This window comes from Streptomyces sp. TLI_105, from assembly GCF_900105415.1.
Taxonomy (GTDB): domain Bacteria; phylum Actinomycetota; class Actinomycetes; order Streptomycetales; family Streptomycetaceae; genus Streptomyces.
On the sequence record NZ_FNSM01000001.1, the window covers coordinates 201,581 to 217,309 of the forward strand.

Consider the following 15,729-nt stretch of genomic DNA (forward strand, 5'->3'; position numbering starts at 1 on the left):
GGGGTTGACTGGCTGCAGAAGATGCCGTGGACGGGCCCGTGGGCGATCCTTCCGATGGCCTGCGGGCTGTACTTGTCGCCCGCGAGCTGCTCGGCGATCCACTTGCAGAAAGTTGAGTTCGGGCTCGTCAGGGCCAGGTTCGTAGCACTTGTCGTCAGGTGGCGAGCGCGAGGTTGTGCATGTGGGCGACGGCCTGGGCGGCGTGGTGGAGGCCGGTGCCGTGCTGTCGGCAGTCGCGGAGAACCTTGTAGTGCGTCATGCGGGCCACGGCGTGCTTGACGGGGGTTCGAACCCGTCGGCGTTCGGCATCGTCTTCTTTCTCGCCGGGGTAAGAGGGCTCGCCTCGGGCGTTTGCGGTGCAGGAGGCGGTGCAGGACGACGAGTCCGGTGGTGATGTAGGTGCTGTCGCCGAGGGCGGTCACGCCTTCGCGTCCTCGGTACTGCCGGGCAGTGGCAATCACCAGTTCGGTGTTCGCGTCGACGGCGACCAGCACGTTCGCCGAGGACCGGTAGGTGCGTGCAGACACCACGGCTGACCGCCACCGGCACCGTTACCGCGCGTTCCCGCACCACCCTCAACAGCCGCTCGAACTGCCGCATCCGCAGACCGTGAACGTTTCCACCCCCAACGACTCAGCCCTCAGCACCTCATCCATGTAGGGGAAATACCCGGTCCGCAGCCTTCTGCAACACGTTTGAGAGGCGCTGACCATCACCGGCTTCGGACCTCTCCTCCGCCTGGCAGGCGGGCCGATCGGCGCCCGGGCGGTCGACTCCCCTCGCCAGCAGCGCGATCGACCAGTACGCCTGGGCGCTGCCCTGAGGGATACCCGTCATGAGGACGGCCGGGCCTCTTCCCGATACCGGCCCGGCGAACCGCCCTCCCACGAGCGCGCCCCGGGCGACCTGTGGCGCTCCGTGCCGAACCTCTTCACTCGCTGTGCAAGGATGACGGCACCGCACAAGAGATGATCTTGCAAGGGGGGCTTACACGCTTATGAATCACCGTTTCATCCGAATACCGTGCCGCAGCTCGTCGAAGGCGACCGTGGCCACCGTCTCCGGGACCGTCGGCCTCGGCCCCGCGGAGCGGGCCGTACCCGTCGCACTGCCGCAGCCGGGCAACGAAGGCCTCACGTCATGTCGCTGACTCGCCGCACCGTCCTCACCGCCATGGCCGCGGCACCGGTCCTCGCCTCCGCCGGAGCCCCACGGGCGACCGGCCACGAGACCCCCCTCGCGGCGGCCCTCGCCGCCGAAAGCCGGCCGACGAGCAGCATCAGCCTGAACGCACAGCACAGGTTCGACCTGCGGGCCGAGCCCGTCGGTCTGTTCGGCGGGGAGATCCGGCTCAAGCAGGGCAGGGTGCACCAACAGGTGGCCTTCGATCCGGTGACCGGCCTTGCCTACGTGACGCAACTCATCAGTGACGGCCGCCGCCTGGCCGACGAGCCCGCCGCCGTATCCGGCATCGACCGCGAGCGTCGGGGCGATCTGTGTATCAACGAGGTCACTCCCGAGGGCACCGTCCGCGCCGTCATGTACCTCAGGGGCGTCGGCCACGGCGGCGGACTCGGCGTCGAGCACGTCGACGGCCGTCCCTGGCTCTGGTTGGAGACCGACGCGGATCCCGTCGAGAGCGGCTTCGCCTACGGCAAGCGTGTCGGCCGTATCGCGTTCACCGCCGACGCCATCGTCGATGCGGGAAGCGGCCAGATCGAGGTTTTCGACCCCGTCCCGGGATCCTCTCGTGTCACCCCTTCCCTGGATGTCGATCACGGCCGGATAGGGCTACGTCACGGACCGCCCGGCGCCGAGGAATACCGCGTCTACGAACTTGACGCCTTCAAGCACCGCGACTTCACCTCGCTGTACAGCTTCCCGTCCTGTTACCGCACCCAGGCCTGGTGTCTGTACGGGGATCTCGTCTACCAGAACGAGGGCAGCGCCTACAGCGCCACGAACCCACGCCCGGGCAACTCCTGGTGGAACGTCTACGACATCACCACCGGCGAGATGATCGAGCGGACCTTCAACGCCACCGCCCTCGACCTTTCCCACCGCGAGACCGAAGCCATCACCGTGCGCCCGACGCTCAACGGGCCGCAGCTCGTCTTCGGCTTCGCCACACAAGAACCAGGACCTCGCCAGATGGCCCTCTACGGCATCACCAGCACCACCGACGGCACCGGCGACCACGTCCCGTGGACCGCCCTGGACTACAACACCGCCCTCTACACCCCCAACTCCGACAACTACATCCCCCAGTACCGCCAGCTCGGCAACCGCATAGACATCCACCTTCGGCTGGCCCGCACCGACGGCACCCCGTGGACCAACGGCGAGACGATCCTCGTCCTGCCGCCGCACATCCGTCCGAACCGAACGCAGGGCATGGTCGGCCAGACCACCGGAACCGGGGTTTCCGGTTCCCTCACCGTCCGCTGGGAAGTCCTCACCGACGGATCGCTGCGCGTCTTCGACCAGCGCACGTTCAACGGCTGGATCGGGCTCGACGCCGGCTACTTCACCAGCTGAACCCGTGCTGGTGCCGCGCGCGCATCGCACGTGAGCGGTCATCCGGCAACAACTCACCCGCTCCGGACGAGAAGCCGAACCTCGGTTGCGCCCGTCGGCGCTTCTCCGGCCTGAACAGCTCCAGCACACGCCGCGGTCCGCGAGCCGCAGTCGGTGTACGCGGGCGAGAACAGCGTTGACAGGTCCTCCTGGTCTCCCTCGGGTCGACTCGCACCCGAGTCGCCAGGAGGGCCTGCCCTCATGCGCGGACCGCCGGTACCGTGCCGCCGCGCCCCACGGCCGACCAGCGCCGACCCGGTCGACAGCGGCAGCCGGATCGAGTCCGCCGCCTTCCCGGCCGGTTCTCGAACCCCGGAGGCGAGCGGGCCCCCGGCGACTCCAGGGGGTATGGCCGCCACCGCTCCCGCCAAGGACACGCCGGGCCGAAAGCTCCCCGGCCCCCTTGGCCACCAGCACACCGAGCGGGCGGCGGAGCGGGTGCGTCTGATGTCCATGGCGACCCGGCGGGAGCGAGGACGAGGAGGGGTCAGCCGAGGATCTCGGTGATGCCCTCGTGGTAGGAGGTGAACAGTGTCGTCAGATCAGGCAGGTTTCACCGCCGCGGCTTCAGGGCCTTCGGCCTCGATCTCCACGCCACGCGTCTCCTTCAGACGCAGCAGACACAGGGTGCTGATGACGCCGAGCGCCGACAGGTACCAGGCGACTCCCCTACCGCCGTAGCGCTCGGCCAGAGGCGGAGCGAGCAGGAGCGGCACACCACCGCCGAGGATTCCGCCGAGGTTGTACCCATGCCCGCGCCGGTGTAGCGGTAGCAGGTCTTGAAGAGTTCGGGCAGGTAGGCGGCGGCCGGACCGTAGGGGGTGCCCAGTGCGACCATCAGAACGCTCACGCCCGGAAACGTCGAGGTTGCAAGGCGTGCCGCCTACAGAACGCCGGCTTCCAGGACGTGCTTGATCAACCTGGGGTCTCTGTCCGGCTCCGGACCATCATGCGACGGTCCAGGTCGTATCGTTTGGATACGGAGCGTGATTTCTTCGGTAGCGGCTTTGGTCGAACCGTCAGAGGGTAGGCGGGCGTGCGCGACGACGAAAGGTAGAACGATGACCGAAAGCCGACCCGCGACGACGACCGATTCCGGCGCCCCGGTGGAGAGTGACGAGCACTCGCTCACCGTGGGGGCGGGCGGGCCGATCCTGCTCCAGGACGCCTACCTGATCGAGCAGATGGCGCAGTTCAACCGGGAGCGGATCCCGGAGCGCCAGCCGCACGCCAAGGGCAGCGGCGCGTTCGGCCACTTCGAGGTCACCCACGACGTCAGCCGGTACACCAAGGCCGCGCTGTTCCAGCCGGGGGCCCGTACAGATCTGGTCGCCCGCTTCTCCACCGTGGCCGGCGAGCGCGGCAGCCCGGACACCTGGCGGGACCCGCGCGGCTTCGCGGTGAAGTTCTACACCCCCGAGGGCAACTACGACATGGTCGGCAACAACACGCCGGTCTTCTTCGTGAAGGACCCGATGAAGTTCCAGCACTTCATCCGGTCCCAGAAGCGCCGGGCGGACAGCAATCTGCGCGACCACGACATGCAGTGGGACTTCTGGACGCTGTCCCCGGAGTCCGCGCACCAGGTCACCTGGCTGATGGGCGACCGGGGCATCCCCCGGACCTGGCGCCACATGAACGGCTACACCTCGCACACGTACATGTGGATCAACGCGGCCGGTGAGCGCTTCTGGGTGAAGTACCACTTCAAGACCGACCAGGGCATCGAGTTCTTCACGCAGGACGAGGCGGACCGGATGGCGGGAGCCGACTCGGACTTCCACATGCGGGACCTGTTCGAGCACATCCGCGACGGGGACTTCCCGTCCTGGACGCTGCATGTGCAGGTGATGCCGTACGAGGAAGCGGCAACGTACCGGTTCAACCCGTTCGACCTCACCAAGGTATGGCCGCACGGCGACTACCCGCTCATCCCCGTCGGCCGGATGACGCTGGACCGCAACCCGACCGACAACCACGCCGAGATCGAGCAGGCCGCCTTCCAGCCGAACAACTTCGTCCCCGGCATCGGGCCCAGCCCCGACCGGATGCTGCTGGGCCGGCTCTTCTCGTACGCGGACGCCCACCGGGCCCGTCTCGGCACCAACTACCAGCAGCTTCCGGTGAACGCGCCCGTCGTCGACGTCCACACGTACTCGAAGGACGGGGCGATGGCCTACCGGAAGACGTCCGATCCGGTCTACGCCCCGAACTCCAAGGGCGGACCGGCGGCCGACACCGAGCGCTACGGAACCCCACCGGGCTGGGCGGCCGACGGGGAGATCACCCGGGCGGCCTACGTCTCGCACCCGGAGGACGACGACTGGGGACAGCCCGGCACCCTGGTGCGCGAGGTCCTGGACGACGCGGCCCGCGACCGGCTCGTGGACAACGTGGTCGGCCACCTCCTCGACGGCGTGAGCGAACCGGTCCTGGAGCGCGCCTTCACGTACTGGACGAACATCGACGCGACCGTCGGCAAACGCATCGCCGAGGGTGTCCGCGCCCGCCAGCGTGCCTGAAGTCCCAGGAAAGGCAGCTGGTTCGACGACGCCGGTCGGCGGTCTTCGGCCGCCGGCTGCGAAGTGCTCCGCGGGCGGAGATCAGTTTCGGGGCGAAGCGGTCGGTCCCGCCTGACTCGTCATGGGTGGAGAAGCGGAGTGCTGCGGGTTCTCGGTTGCTCGAAGCACACTCAGGACCGCTTGGCGGATGGGAAGCAACAGCACGGCGGGGTCCGGCTGCTGGACGGCCAGGCTGATGTCTGTGCAGAAGATACGTGTGGCCAGGTCGCGGGTCACGTCTTCGTTGTGCAGCGGCCCGACCCTGGGCAGACTCCGAGAGATGGCCCTGAGGAACGTGTGCGGCTCGGTGGGTTCTGTTGCTGCGAGCAAGGCAGGAAGGGCCGGATGTTCTTGTGCCAGGAGCATCACCGCGTTGAGGAGCCGGTCGACCGTGATCTCGGGCGTCGGCGGGATGGAGCGAGACCCAGTGCACGGCACTTGTTGTGTCGTGCACTGGAGTTGAGTCACGAGGCGTCGGGACAGTTCCTCCAGGAGGGTGTTCCTCCCTGAAAAGTACTGGTACAGGCTTCCCGGGGAGATGCCGGCGCGACGCGCGATGGCGTTCATGCTGACAGCCTGCACACCCACGTCGGCGATGAGTCCCTCTGCCGCACCCACGATCTGGGCGACCCGGCGTTCGCCTCTCAGCTGACGCTTGCGGGGGGTGAGCCGGCGCACCGTCTACCGGACTGCTGGGGAGGGCCACCGGCGTCTCTGTCTCTGTCGATGCCACGCGGTCCGCATCTCTGGAACTCGCTTCCGGACCTCGTGCTTCGAAACGGTCCAGAACCTTCCGGGGACCGGGCAGCCGTCGGGTGCGTTGAGTACGAGAGCCGGCATGTGGGTGTGAGGTGTCGCCGACTCCTCATCCCGGAAACCTGGCAGATGCACCGCTTTCATGGCCTACGCGGGTGCTGCCGGGTGTGCACCGCTCCACGTCCGCCGCTCGGCGGGCTGCCGGGAAGGCCGGCGAAGGGCTTGCCTCCCCGTGAGCCTGCGTCTTCGGGCACTGACGTCATCGCCGGGGCGAAGGACCGTGCGCGAGGATTACGGCGAAGGCGTTCAGCCGCCTGCCGTCATGCGCTCTCGTCGTTCACGAGCAGGATCTTGCCGAGGTGGCCGCCGGCTTCCATGAGGCGGTGGCCTTCGGCGGCGTCGGCCATGGGCACGGTCTGGTCGATGACCAGTTTCACGGTGCCGTTCTCGATCATGGGCCAGACGTTCTTCTGGACCTCGGCCACGATCTCGGCCTTGTGCTCCTTGGAGCGGGTCCGCAGGGTGGTGCCGTGCACGGAGGCCCGCTTGAACACGATCTCGGCGAGGTCGAGCCGGCCCTCGAGGCCCTTCTGGAGACCGATGACGACCAGCCGGCCGTCGGCTGCCAGGGAGCGGACGTTGCGCTCCAGGTAGTCACCGCCGACGACATCGAGGATCACGTCGTAGGGACCGTGCTCGGTGAAGTCCTCGGTGCGGTAGTCGATCGCCACATCGGCGCCCAGTTCCCGGGCCTGGGCGGCCTTCTCCGCTCCGCCGACCGTCGTGACGACACGGGCGCCCAGGGCCTTGGCGATCTGGATCGCCATCGTGCCGACGCCGCCGGCGCCGCCGTGGACGAGGAGCGTCTCGCCGGCCTTCAGGCCCGCGGTCATGACGATGTTGGACCAGACCGTGGCAGTGACCTCAGGGAGGCCCGCCGCTTCCGTCAGTCCGATTCCCTTGGGGATCGTGAGGAGCTGTCCGGCGGGAACGGCGACCTTCTGCGCGTAGCCGCCTCCGGTCAGCAGGGCGCAGACCTCGTCGCCCACCTGCCGGCCGGTGACTCCCTCGCCGACGGCGCTGATGCGACCGGAGACCTCCAGCCCCGGATACGGCGACCAGCCGGGCTGCAGCGGGTAGAGCCCCCAGCGCTGCATGACGTCCGCCCGGTTCAGAGCGCTGGCCACCACATCGACGACCACCTCACCGGCGGCGGGCGTCGGGTCTTCGACCTCGACCCACTGCAGAACCTCAGGACCACCATGCTCCGTGATCGATACAGCCTTCACGACAACTCCGTTCCCACAACTGAGATGAAGGACTCTTAGGGGGTGTTGGGGACAGGGCGTCCGCGGCGTTCCCACTAGTCGGCCGATGCCGAGCGCACCGCGAGCACGATATCGAGAATGGATGACAATGCTCGCTTATGTCCGCATGCACCCGAGAGCCAAATGTTTACATCGCATACATTACGCCCCTGGAGTACGCAGTGTCAACATTCGGGGTTCGCCGCGCTGCCCCCCCCTGAGCCACAGGGCGGGGGCTCCCGTACTCCGAGTTGCACAGTCGTCCAACTCGCCAGGAGCAAGAGTGCGATCAGGGAACCGGAGCCGGCGTGCCGTGATCACTGCAGGTACGAGCCCGCAGATCAGGGCAGTTTCCGCGAGACGATTCGCCGCCCCTACCAGGGGTGCGCAGCACCACAGGATTCAGAGCTCGCTCGCTCGGACCGCTCCGCGGCAGCGGTCCGCTACAGCCGGCTACTTGACCGAAGGAGGCCACTGAGGCGGCGCATGCCTTCGGAACAGCGGGGCGAGGAAACCATCTCCGCCGGGATCAGGATCGTCGCCGCGCGCGGTGTGGCGGCGGCGACCACACGAGCCATCGCGTCCGAGGCCGGGATGCCGCTGGGAGCGTCCCACTACGTCTTCACGTCGCACGACGAGCTGATGCGGGCGGTGATCGACAACGTCATGGAAAGGGAGCGCCTCGCCGCCGAGACGTCCTGGCTGGACAGCACCGCGGTCGAAGCGGCCATCCGCAGCGGACTCGACGCCTACATAGACCTTCTCGAAGCGGATCCGCAGCGTGAACTGGCGCTGCTCGAGCTCGCCGTCTTCGCGCGGCGACAGGACGAGCACGGGCGGATGCGGGACCAGTACCGGTCCTATGACGAGGCCGCATCCGTCCTGCTGCGCAGTGCCGCGGCTGCTGCCTCGTCCATGTGGACGGCCCCTCTGGAGGAGCTTGCGCGGCATCTGGTCGCCGTCGTCGACGGCATCACCACCACCTGGCCGGCAGACCACGCCACCGAGACAGCCCGCAAGACCGCGGCTTTCGCGGCCGCCGCATTCGCAGCCTCTGCCGCCCCGCGGCCGACCGCGGAGGAGGGCCGGTCCGATCTCGACTTCGACCGTACCCGTCGGCCCTCTTCCGATTCCCTGGACGGCCGACATTCCACAGCAGGCCGGAACCGGCAGCTTCACGCCCCTGCCGCCTGAACGTGACCACGAAAAAACACCCTGCCCCTCCTCGTCCCTCAGGAGGTGCAGGGTGTGGCCCGAGGCCGTCGGGCCCCCACGGCAGCGGCGGCCTCGGAGATCGGGGGGCGTTCAGACCCTGGTGGCCGGCTTGCGGCGCGGGGTCTTCTTCTCGGTGTGCGGGTTCGCGGCAGGTACGGCCGGAGCCGAGGCCGGCAGACGCGCGCCTTCGATGTCGACGTCCGGGAGCAGTCGGTCGAGCCGGCGGGGCATCCTCCAGGCACGTCGTCCGAGCAGGGCCATGGCGGCGGGCACGAGCGTCATGCGGACGACGAAGGCGTCGATGAACACGCCGATGGCGAGCGCGAAGCCGATGGCCTTGACGATCGGGTCCTCGTTGAAGACGAAGCCGCCGAAGACCGCGACCATGATCAGTGCGGCGGCCACGACGACGCGTGCGCTGCTGGAGACGCCCTGGGCTATCGCCTCGGCGGGGTCCTTGCTGTGTTCGTAGTGTTCGCGCATCCGGCTGACGAGGAACACTTCGTAGTCCATGGCGAGGCCGAAGAGCACACCGGTGAGGAGGACCGGCAGGAAGCTGGTGACCGGGCCGATGGCTGCCACGTCGAGCAGGCCGTTCAGATGGCCCTGCTGGAAGACCCAGACCGAGGCGCCCAGGCTCGCGCCGACCGAGAGCAGGAATCCGAGTGCTGCCTTGAGCGGTACCAGGATCGACCGGAAGGCGATGGCCAGCAGGATCAGAGCGAGGATGACGATGATGCCGAGGAACAGGGGCAGAGCGTCGCCGAGCTTGCCGGCGACGTCGATGGCCATGGCGGTCTGTCCGGTGACGTAGAGGGCTCCGCCCGTGTCGGCGACCTCGGGTGCCCGGTCTCGCATGCGGTGGACCAGGTCGGTCGTGGCCTGGGCGTCGGGGCTCGACTTCGGCGCCACTCCCATGACCACGACGCCGCCGGAGGGGCTGGACACCGGGCGCGAGACGGCGGCCACGTTCTCGTCCGCGGCCAGCGCACCACGCAGCCGGGTCACGGTGGCCTGACGCTGGTTCTGCGGGATGTGCTCCGTGTCCACCACGGTGATGAGGGTGGCGTTGAAGCCGGGCCCGAAGCCCTCGGTGAGCAGGTCGTAGCTCTTGTGCTGGGTGCTGGCCTCGGGCTGTGAGGCGTAGCTGGGCAGTCCGAGGCGCAGGTCACGGGCGGGCAGGGCCAGCGCCAGCAGTCCTACGATGCCGACGAGCAGGACGAGGGCCGGCTTGCGGGTGACCGTGCGGGCCCAGGCCAGGCCCCAGGCACCGGCGGGGCGGTCCTTGGACTTGCTCTTCCGCTGGGGGCGGCGCGGGCGCATCCGCTCGCCGAACACACCGAGTACCGCCGGAAGCAGGCTGATGGCGACCAGTACGGCGATCAGTACGGTCCCGGCACCGGCCAGGCCCATGATGGTGAGGAACGGGATGCCGGTGATGGCGAGGGCGGCCAGTGCGATGACGACGGTGGCTCCGGCGAAGACGACCGCGCTGCCGGCCGTGGCGGTGGCGCGTGCGATCGACTCCTCCCAGTCCGTCTCGGGGTCGGAGAGTTGCTCGCGGTGCCGGGAGATGACGAACAGCGCGTAGTCGATCCCGACCGCCAGGCCGATCATCAGCGCCAGCACGGTCGCGGTGCCCGTCATCTGCACGAAGCCGGAGACGAACAGGGTACCGAGCACACCGACGGCCACGCCCAGGAGCGCGGTCACCAGCGGCAGTCCGGCGGCGACGACGGAGCCGAGTGCGACAGCGAGAATCACGAAGGCGAGGACGACGCCGACCAGTTCGGCCGGGCCTCCCGCCTTGGACTCCGGCAGCATGGCCGAGCCGCCGAGCTCGACCTGCATTCCGGCGTCCCGGAGGGGCTGCATCACGGTGGACAGTTCGTCCTTGGCGGACTGCTCGACCTTGGACGCCTCCTCGGCGAAGCGGACATCGGAGTAGGCGATGGTCCGGTCGGCCGAGACCGCACCGACCGAGGTCGGCTGCGAGACGGTGACGACGCCCGGCACCGACGCCGCCTTGTGGAGGGCGGCGTCGAGCGCCTGCCGCTGCGCCGGGTCGGTGACGGTCTTGCCCTCAGGGGCGGCGACGACGACTCGTACGACACCGCCGGCGGCCGGCGGGAACTTCTCCTTCAGGAGGTCCTGCGCCTGCTGGGCCTCCACGCCGGGGACCGTGAACTCCGTGGTCCTTTTTCCGTGCAGGGTCGCGCCCAGGCCGCCGACGACCGCGAGAAGGACGATCCAGGTGGCTATCACCCAGCGGCGGCGGCGAACCATCCAGCGCGCCCAGGCATACAGGCGTGAGGCCATCGATGCATTCCTAACCGGTCGAGACCCTGATCAAGGGAGCCAAGGAGGTGTGTGCGTGGCGGAGGGGTCAGAGCGGGTCGCCTCCACCGCGCACTACACAGTAACGCATTTTTACAGTCGACTGTAAATTAGCTACCGATGGTAAGATTCCTGCATGACGGGTGACAGCCTCAGGGAACGCAGCAAGGCTCGACGCAGGGAAGCGATCCTCACCGCCGCTTACGAGCTGTTCGCGGAGAAGGGCTTCGACGCCACGAGCATCGCCGACATCGCCGAAGCGGCCGAGGTCTCACCGCGCACGGTCACGCTGTACTTCCCGACCAAGCTCGAGCTGGCGATGGAGCACTTCAACGCGTTCGTCGACCAGCTGGCCGCGGCGCTGCACGCCAGGCCTGCGGGGCAGGGCATCCTCGACACCGTGGAGCAGTGGTTGCGCGAGCAGGAGCAGTCCCAGGACAAGTTCGACGAGCTCTACGACCGGATGCTCCAGTCCAACCCCCAGCTCAAGGGACTGTGCCGGGGTCGGCTGACCGACGTCATCCAGGACGGTGCCCGGCTTCTCGCCGAGGAGCAGGGCTGGCGCCCCGACGACTTCGCCCCACGCATCCTTGCGGCCACGGTGGCGAGCGTGATCGGCGAGCTGACGCACCAGTCCGAGCCGGGAGATCTGGAGACCGCCATGACCTTCATCCGCGCCGCGGCCGCCACCTTGCAGCCCGGCTGATCCACCGTCCGGAACTCTCGGCCCGCCCCGCCCCGGCCCCGGCCCCTGGAACGCCGGAGCATCGACGACAGCACGACACCGCGACGCCGGGGGACGGCCGCGGGCGGCACGTTCCATGCCGGCCCCCGGCAAGCGGCGGGGACCGGCAGACCCGGCACGGGACAGCCCATGCCGGGCGCAACCCGTTGGGCAGGTCCCGATCAACAGACGTCGGCACCGTCCGAAAACCCCTGCCCATCAGGCGGGCAGGCGCCACACTTCGGCATGACCGAGCCCCACCCGGGGGCGGGCTCCGACCCGGCGGCGCTGCGGACCACGGCCGTGCGCACCGACGGCGGCTGGATCATCGACGGGCACAAGCGGTTCACCAGCGGCGCCGTCGGTGCCGGGTTCTGCATCGTGATGGCCCGGACCCCGGCCGTCGACGGCTCCCCCGAGGGGGCCACCATGTTCCTCGTCGACATGACGAGCCCCGGCGTCCGGGTCGGCGAGGCGATCCACACCGTCGACTGCTCCATGACGCACAGGGGATCGGCAGCGGCCCGCTCGCGTGGCAGCGCATCGGCGACGGCCACTCCAACGTCACCTATCTGATCGAACGGGGTGGTGAGTGCGTCGTGCTGCGCCGTGGCCCGCGGCCGCCGCTGCCGAAGTCGACGCACGACATGGTGCGCGAGGCCCGCATCCAGAAGGTCCTCGGCGGGCACGGGGTGCCCGTGCCGGAGATCCTCGCGGTCTGCGAGGACGAGTCGCTTCTGGGCGTGCCGTTCTACCTCATGTCCCGGCTCGACGGAACGGTCGTCACCGACACGATCCCGGCCCACCTCTCCCCCGCCGAACAGCGTCGGGCCACCAGTGAGGCGGTCGTCGACACCCTCGTCGCCCTGCACGGCATCGACGTGACCGGAGGGGAACTCGCCACCCTCGGCTCGCCCCAGGGATACCTCGGTCGCCAGGTCGACCGGTTCCGAGGGCTGTGGGAGGTCAACACCACCCGCGGCCTGCCGGCGGTGGAGCGCATCTCGGACTGGCTCGGCCACAACCTGCCGGCGAGCCAGGCGGCCTCGGTGGTGCACGGTGACTACCGCATGGGCAACCTCATGTTCGCGCCGCAGGCACCCGCCAGGGTCCTCGCGATCCTGGACTGGGAGATGGCCACCCTCGGTGACCCACTGGCGGATCTCTCGGTGACCCACTGGCGGATCTGGGGTACGTCACCGCCACGTACTCCGAAGCCGGCAGTCCTACCACCCCGCTCGAACTCACCCCGGTCACCCCGCTACCTCACCCGGCGCCGGCCGGCAGAGCGCCATCAGTCCCGCATGGGCCTCGATCTCACCCCGCTGCCCTGGTACCAGACCCTCGCCCTGTGGAAGGCAGTGATCTTCTGCGAGGCCGTCTACACCCGCTGGCAGCGCGGTGAGCGTCCGAACGACACGGTCTTCGGGCCGTCGCTCGAGACGGGTGTCCCCCGTCTGCTGGAGACGGCCGGGCAGTATGCCGGCCTGACGGTGACCACCCGCCGCTGACACCTGTCGGCGCCCCGGTACAAGATCACCGCCCTCACCACCTCTCTCCGAGCACCAGTCCTTACTCCCCCTGCCCGAAAACAGCGAAGGAGCATCCGTGAGCACCGCACCAGCAGAGTCCGGAACCGCGGCCTGGGAGAGAACCACGCCCCCCGCCACCCTGCGTTCGAAGCGGAAGTCCCTTGTCGCCGGCACGGCCGGGAACGTCCTCGACGTGGTACGAGTGGAGCGCCTACGCCGTCTTCGCGCCCTTCATCGCCACCGTCATGTTCAACGCGTCCGACCAGGTGTCGGCCCTGCTGTCCGCCCTCGCCGTCTTCGCCGTCGGCTTCCTCGTGCGCCCGCTGGGCGGCATCGTCTTCGGACGGATCGCCGACCGGCGCGGACGCAAGTTCGTCCTTTCGGCGGCACCGCGCCGTACTTGAACCAGCTCTTCATCGACCTTGGCGCGGCCGGGCTGTCCAGCTTGTACATCACGCTGCTGTGCGTGTTCGCGGGTGTCGCGTGCTACCTCATGCGGGAGACGAAGGGCATCAGTCTGAAGGACGCCTGATCAAACGGGTGTGGTCATGAGGGCACGCCTCGTCGACGGTGTGCGGCGCGGCCTCCTCGGCGGAGGTCGCGCCACCGTCGAGACTGCGGTCGCGGGGCGTTCGGTTCCGACTGGAGGGCCCGGTTTCCGTGCTCAGGGCGCGGTGTGCGGAAGAGCGAAACGGAAGGCGCCCGCTCCGCTGCCCAGTTGGAGCCAGAGGTACTGGGGCTGGGTGACGACACGCAGGGCGAGGGCCGCGCAGCCCGGGCAGCGGGCGGTCAGGCCGGGTTCGGGTCCGTAGACGTGCAGTTGGGCCACGGTCGCCGGCAGACGGCAGGAGGGACACAGCCGCCAGGCGGTGGTCGGATCGATCGTGAAGACCTCCGCCAGGGGACCGGCCAGGGCGTTGCCGTCGAGGTACAGGGGGTGCTCGTTCATGGCGGGGGTTCCTCACCGTGCGGCGCGGGTGTGTCAGCCGAAACGTTCGGTACGGATCTGGTCGGGTGCGTGCCCAGTGGCCAGAAGGAGGGCGCTGACGTGTTCGACGAAGCCGGTCGGACCGCAGACGTAGCAGCGGGTTTCCGCGGAGGGCGGCACATCCCGTAGGTCGAGCTCCGTCATGCGCCCTGCGGGTCGCCGGGAGTTGTCGGGTGCGAGGCGGGTGTAGAGGCGCCGGACGCGGACGTGGTGCTCGGCGGTGTCGAGTTCCGTGCCGTACCAGACCTCGTCCGGGTCCCGGACGGAGTAGAGCAGTGTGCAGGGCTCGTCCGACGCGGCCGTGAGGCGTGCGCGCAGCATCGCCATCAACGGCACGATGCCGGAGCCTCCGGCCACCAGCAGGAGCGGGACGGGTTCCTGCGGTGTCCATACGAACCAGCCTCCGAGGGGGCCTTTGACCTCGACCTCGGCGCCCAGCGGAAGATCGTCGGCCAGGTACGGGGAGACCTCGCCTCCCCGCGCTGCCTGGATTCCCAGCTCGATGCGGTCGGTGTCGGCGGGGGCGGCCAGCGAGTAGCTCCGTACGGCCTGGTAGCCGTCCGCTGCCGTGAGCCGTATGTCGACGTGCTGGCCCGGGAGGTGTCCTGGCCATTGCGGAACTTCGAGCCCCAGTGTGCGGCCGGTCGAGGTCTGTCGCGTCCGCTCGGTGAGTCGGGCTCGTCGCCACCCGTGCATCAGTCGCTCCAGTAGCGCTGTTCACGCCACGGGTCGCCGTAGTCGTGGTAGCCGGCCGACTCCCAGAAGCCCGGTTCGTCGTTCAGCGTGAGGATGAGGCCCTTGACCCACTTGGCCGACTTCCAGAAGTAGAGGTGGGGGATGACGAGGCGGGCCGGTCCGCCGTGGTCCGGGGAGAGCGCGTAGCCGTCGAAGGAGTGTGCCAGCCATGCCTTGCCGTCGGTCACGTCCTCCAGTGGAAGGTTGGTGGTGTAGCCGTCGAAGGACTCGGCGACGACGAAGTCGGCCGCGGTCTCGACCTCGTCGAGGAAGACGTCGAGGGGGACACCGCGCCAGGTGGTGTCGAACTTCGACCACCGGGTCACGCAGTGGATGTCGACGGTGGGCTCCTCCTGCGGGAGGGCCATCATCTCGTCCCACGTCCAGGTGCGGGTCTCCCCCGCCTCGGTGGTCACTGTGAACGACCACCGGTCCGTGGGGACGTGCGGGGTGGGTCCGGCGGACAGGACGGGAAACGATTCCGTCGGGTACTGACCTGGCGGCAAGCGGCCTTCGAAGGCGTGAGTCCTCCCGTGGAACCCCGGTGACAGGCTGCCCATGGGTTCACTCCTCTCGCTCGAACTCGACCTCCGCCCTCTCGTCGTCGAGATCGGAGTGAGCCTGGGCGCCCAGGGGATCACCGGCTTCGTTCAGGAGAGCCCTGTTGTCGGCACGACAGGCTGCGGGCACGGCTCGACGGCCGCACGCGCGACGGCGGCGGAACCCGCTACGGGGACACAGCGCACCACGTCCCTGTTCTCCACACCATGATCCCGCCCTGATGCGCAAGCGCAACCCGACGTACTCGAGTCCCCGTTGTACGCAAAAGCACGCCTGCCTCTCCGGTGGAGGTCGCGGGACGTCGGTGCCCGCCTCTCCGTCGACTGGGCCTTGTCCCACTGCGGAAGGCCGCCGTGGAGGCGCTGGAGGCCGGGTCTCCGGGATCATGCTGTCGAGGCCGCGCGGAGGCTCTCGCGCGGGATCTGAGGCCGCCGAC

16 protein-coding genes and 1 pseudogene are annotated in these 15,729 nt (G+C 69.0%); 9 read left to right on the forward strand and 8 right to left on the reverse strand.

Going from position 1 to position 15,729, the window contains the following annotated elements; genetic code table 11:
* Positions 1-154 precede the first annotated feature (154 nt).
* Positions 155-545, reverse strand: a pseudogene (locus tag BLW86_RS43885) (IS5/IS1182 family transposase); the annotation flags it as partial.
* A 595-nt stretch (positions 546-1,140) separates the two neighbouring features.
* On the opposite strand from BLW86_RS43885, the gene BLW86_RS01020 reads away from it, so the two are divergent.
* Complete coding sequence (locus tag BLW86_RS01020; RefSeq protein WP_093872244.1) at positions 1,141-2,538, forward strand: phage baseplate protein; 1,398 nt, start codon at positions 1,141-1,143, stop codon at positions 2,536-2,538.
* Between the two features lie 581 nt (positions 2,539-3,119).
* On the opposite strand, the gene BLW86_RS41790 is transcribed toward BLW86_RS01020, so the two are convergent.
* Positions 3,120-3,293 carry a hypothetical protein gene (locus tag BLW86_RS41790; protein WP_177181513.1) on the reverse strand — a complete coding sequence of 58 codons (174 nt, stop codon included), beginning with the start codon at positions 3,291-3,293 and terminating at the stop codon, positions 3,120-3,122.
* 345 nt (positions 3,294-3,638) lie between these two features.
* Between BLW86_RS41790 and BLW86_RS01030 the strand changes: the two genes are divergently transcribed.
* Positions 3,639-5,099 carry a catalase gene (locus BLW86_RS01030; RefSeq protein WP_093872245.1) on the forward strand — a complete coding sequence of 487 codons (1,461 nt, stop codon included), beginning with the start codon at positions 3,639-3,641 and terminating at the stop codon, positions 5,097-5,099.
* An 81-nt stretch (positions 5,100-5,180) separates the two neighbouring features.
* Here the strand turns inward: BLW86_RS01030 and BLW86_RS01035 are convergent, their stop codons facing one another.
* Together BLW86_RS01035 and BLW86_RS01040 are read right to left on the reverse strand one after the other, a co-directional pair.
* Complete coding sequence (locus BLW86_RS01035; RefSeq protein WP_093872246.1) at positions 5,181-5,816, reverse strand: TetR/AcrR family transcriptional regulator; 636 nt, start codon at positions 5,814-5,816, stop codon at positions 5,181-5,183.
* 398 nt (positions 5,817-6,214) lie between these two features.
* Positions 6,215-7,183, reverse strand: coding sequence for an NAD(P)H-quinone oxidoreductase (locus tag BLW86_RS01040; protein WP_093872247.1), 969 nt, complete (start codon positions 7,181-7,183; stop codon positions 6,215-6,217).
* Between the two features lie 504 nt (positions 7,184-7,687).
* Here BLW86_RS01040 and BLW86_RS01045 point away from each other — a divergent pair.
* Complete coding sequence (locus tag BLW86_RS01045; protein ID WP_093872248.1) at positions 7,688-8,395, forward strand: TetR/AcrR family transcriptional regulator; 708 nt, start codon at positions 7,688-7,690, stop codon at positions 8,393-8,395.
* A 111-nt stretch (positions 8,396-8,506) separates the two neighbouring features.
* On the opposite strand, the gene BLW86_RS01050 is transcribed toward BLW86_RS01045, so the two are convergent.
* The gene (locus BLW86_RS01050) at positions 8,507-10,735 is read right to left on the reverse strand and encodes an MMPL family transporter (RefSeq protein WP_177181515.1); all 2,229 of its coding nucleotides are present in this window, start codon (positions 10,733-10,735) and stop codon (positions 8,507-8,509) included.
* Between the two features lie 154 nt (positions 10,736-10,889).
* On the opposite strand from BLW86_RS01050, the gene BLW86_RS01055 reads away from it, so the two are divergent.
* The 5 genes from BLW86_RS01055 to BLW86_RS42805 all read left to right on the forward strand — a co-directional run bounded on the left by BLW86_RS01055 (position 10,890) and on the right by BLW86_RS42805 (position 13,541).
* Positions 10,890-11,459, forward strand: a complete 570-nt coding sequence (locus BLW86_RS01055; protein WP_093872249.1) for a TetR/AcrR family transcriptional regulator — start codon at positions 10,890-10,892, stop codon at positions 11,457-11,459.
* Positions 11,460-11,723: 264 nt separating this feature from the next.
* Positions 11,724-12,053, forward strand: coding sequence for an acyl-CoA dehydrogenase family protein (locus BLW86_RS41795; RefSeq protein ID WP_256341149.1), 330 nt, complete (start codon positions 11,724-11,726; stop codon positions 12,051-12,053).
* Positions 12,053-12,988, forward strand: coding sequence for a phosphotransferase family protein (locus BLW86_RS01060; protein WP_256341628.1), 936 nt, complete (start codon positions 12,053-12,055; stop codon positions 12,986-12,988). The genes BLW86_RS41795 and BLW86_RS01060 overlap by 1 nt, the downstream gene beginning before the upstream one ends.
* A 182-nt stretch (positions 12,989-13,170) precedes the next feature.
* Positions 13,171-13,413, forward strand: coding sequence for a hypothetical protein (locus BLW86_RS01065; RefSeq protein WP_218137993.1), 243 nt, complete (start codon positions 13,171-13,173; stop codon positions 13,411-13,413).
* Positions 13,410-13,541, forward strand: coding sequence for a hypothetical protein (locus tag BLW86_RS42805; RefSeq protein ID WP_256341150.1), 132 nt, complete (start codon positions 13,410-13,412; stop codon positions 13,539-13,541). The genes BLW86_RS01065 and BLW86_RS42805 overlap by 4 nt, the downstream gene beginning before the upstream one ends.
* A 132-nt stretch (positions 13,542-13,673) precedes the next feature.
* Here BLW86_RS42805 and BLW86_RS01070 read toward each other — a convergent pair whose 3' ends face one another.
* From BLW86_RS01070 to BLW86_RS01080, 3 genes are read right to left on the reverse strand one after another with little or no spacing between them, the layout of a single operon-like run.
* The gene (locus BLW86_RS01070) at positions 13,674-13,958 is read right to left on the reverse strand and encodes a DUF6510 family protein (RefSeq protein WP_093872251.1); all 285 of its coding nucleotides are present in this window, start codon (positions 13,956-13,958) and stop codon (positions 13,674-13,676) included.
* A 33-nt stretch (positions 13,959-13,991) separates the two neighbouring features.
* Complete coding sequence (locus tag BLW86_RS01075; RefSeq protein WP_093872252.1) at positions 13,992-14,693, reverse strand: ferredoxin reductase; 702 nt, start codon at positions 14,691-14,693, stop codon at positions 13,992-13,994.
* Positions 14,693-15,292: a sulfite oxidase-like oxidoreductase gene (locus tag BLW86_RS01080; RefSeq protein ID WP_093872253.1), complete on the reverse strand. Its 600-nt coding sequence runs from the start codon at positions 15,290-15,292 to the stop codon at positions 14,693-14,695. The genes BLW86_RS01075 and BLW86_RS01080 overlap by 1 nt, the downstream gene beginning before the upstream one ends.
* Here BLW86_RS01080 and BLW86_RS01085 point away from each other — a divergent pair.
* Positions 15,291-15,503 (forward strand): hypothetical protein, encoded by a 213-nt coding sequence (locus BLW86_RS01085; protein WP_093872254.1) that lies wholly within the window; start codon positions 15,291-15,293, stop codon positions 15,501-15,503. The genes BLW86_RS01080 and BLW86_RS01085 overlap by 2 nt on opposite strands.
* Positions 15,504-15,729 lie beyond the last annotated feature (226 nt).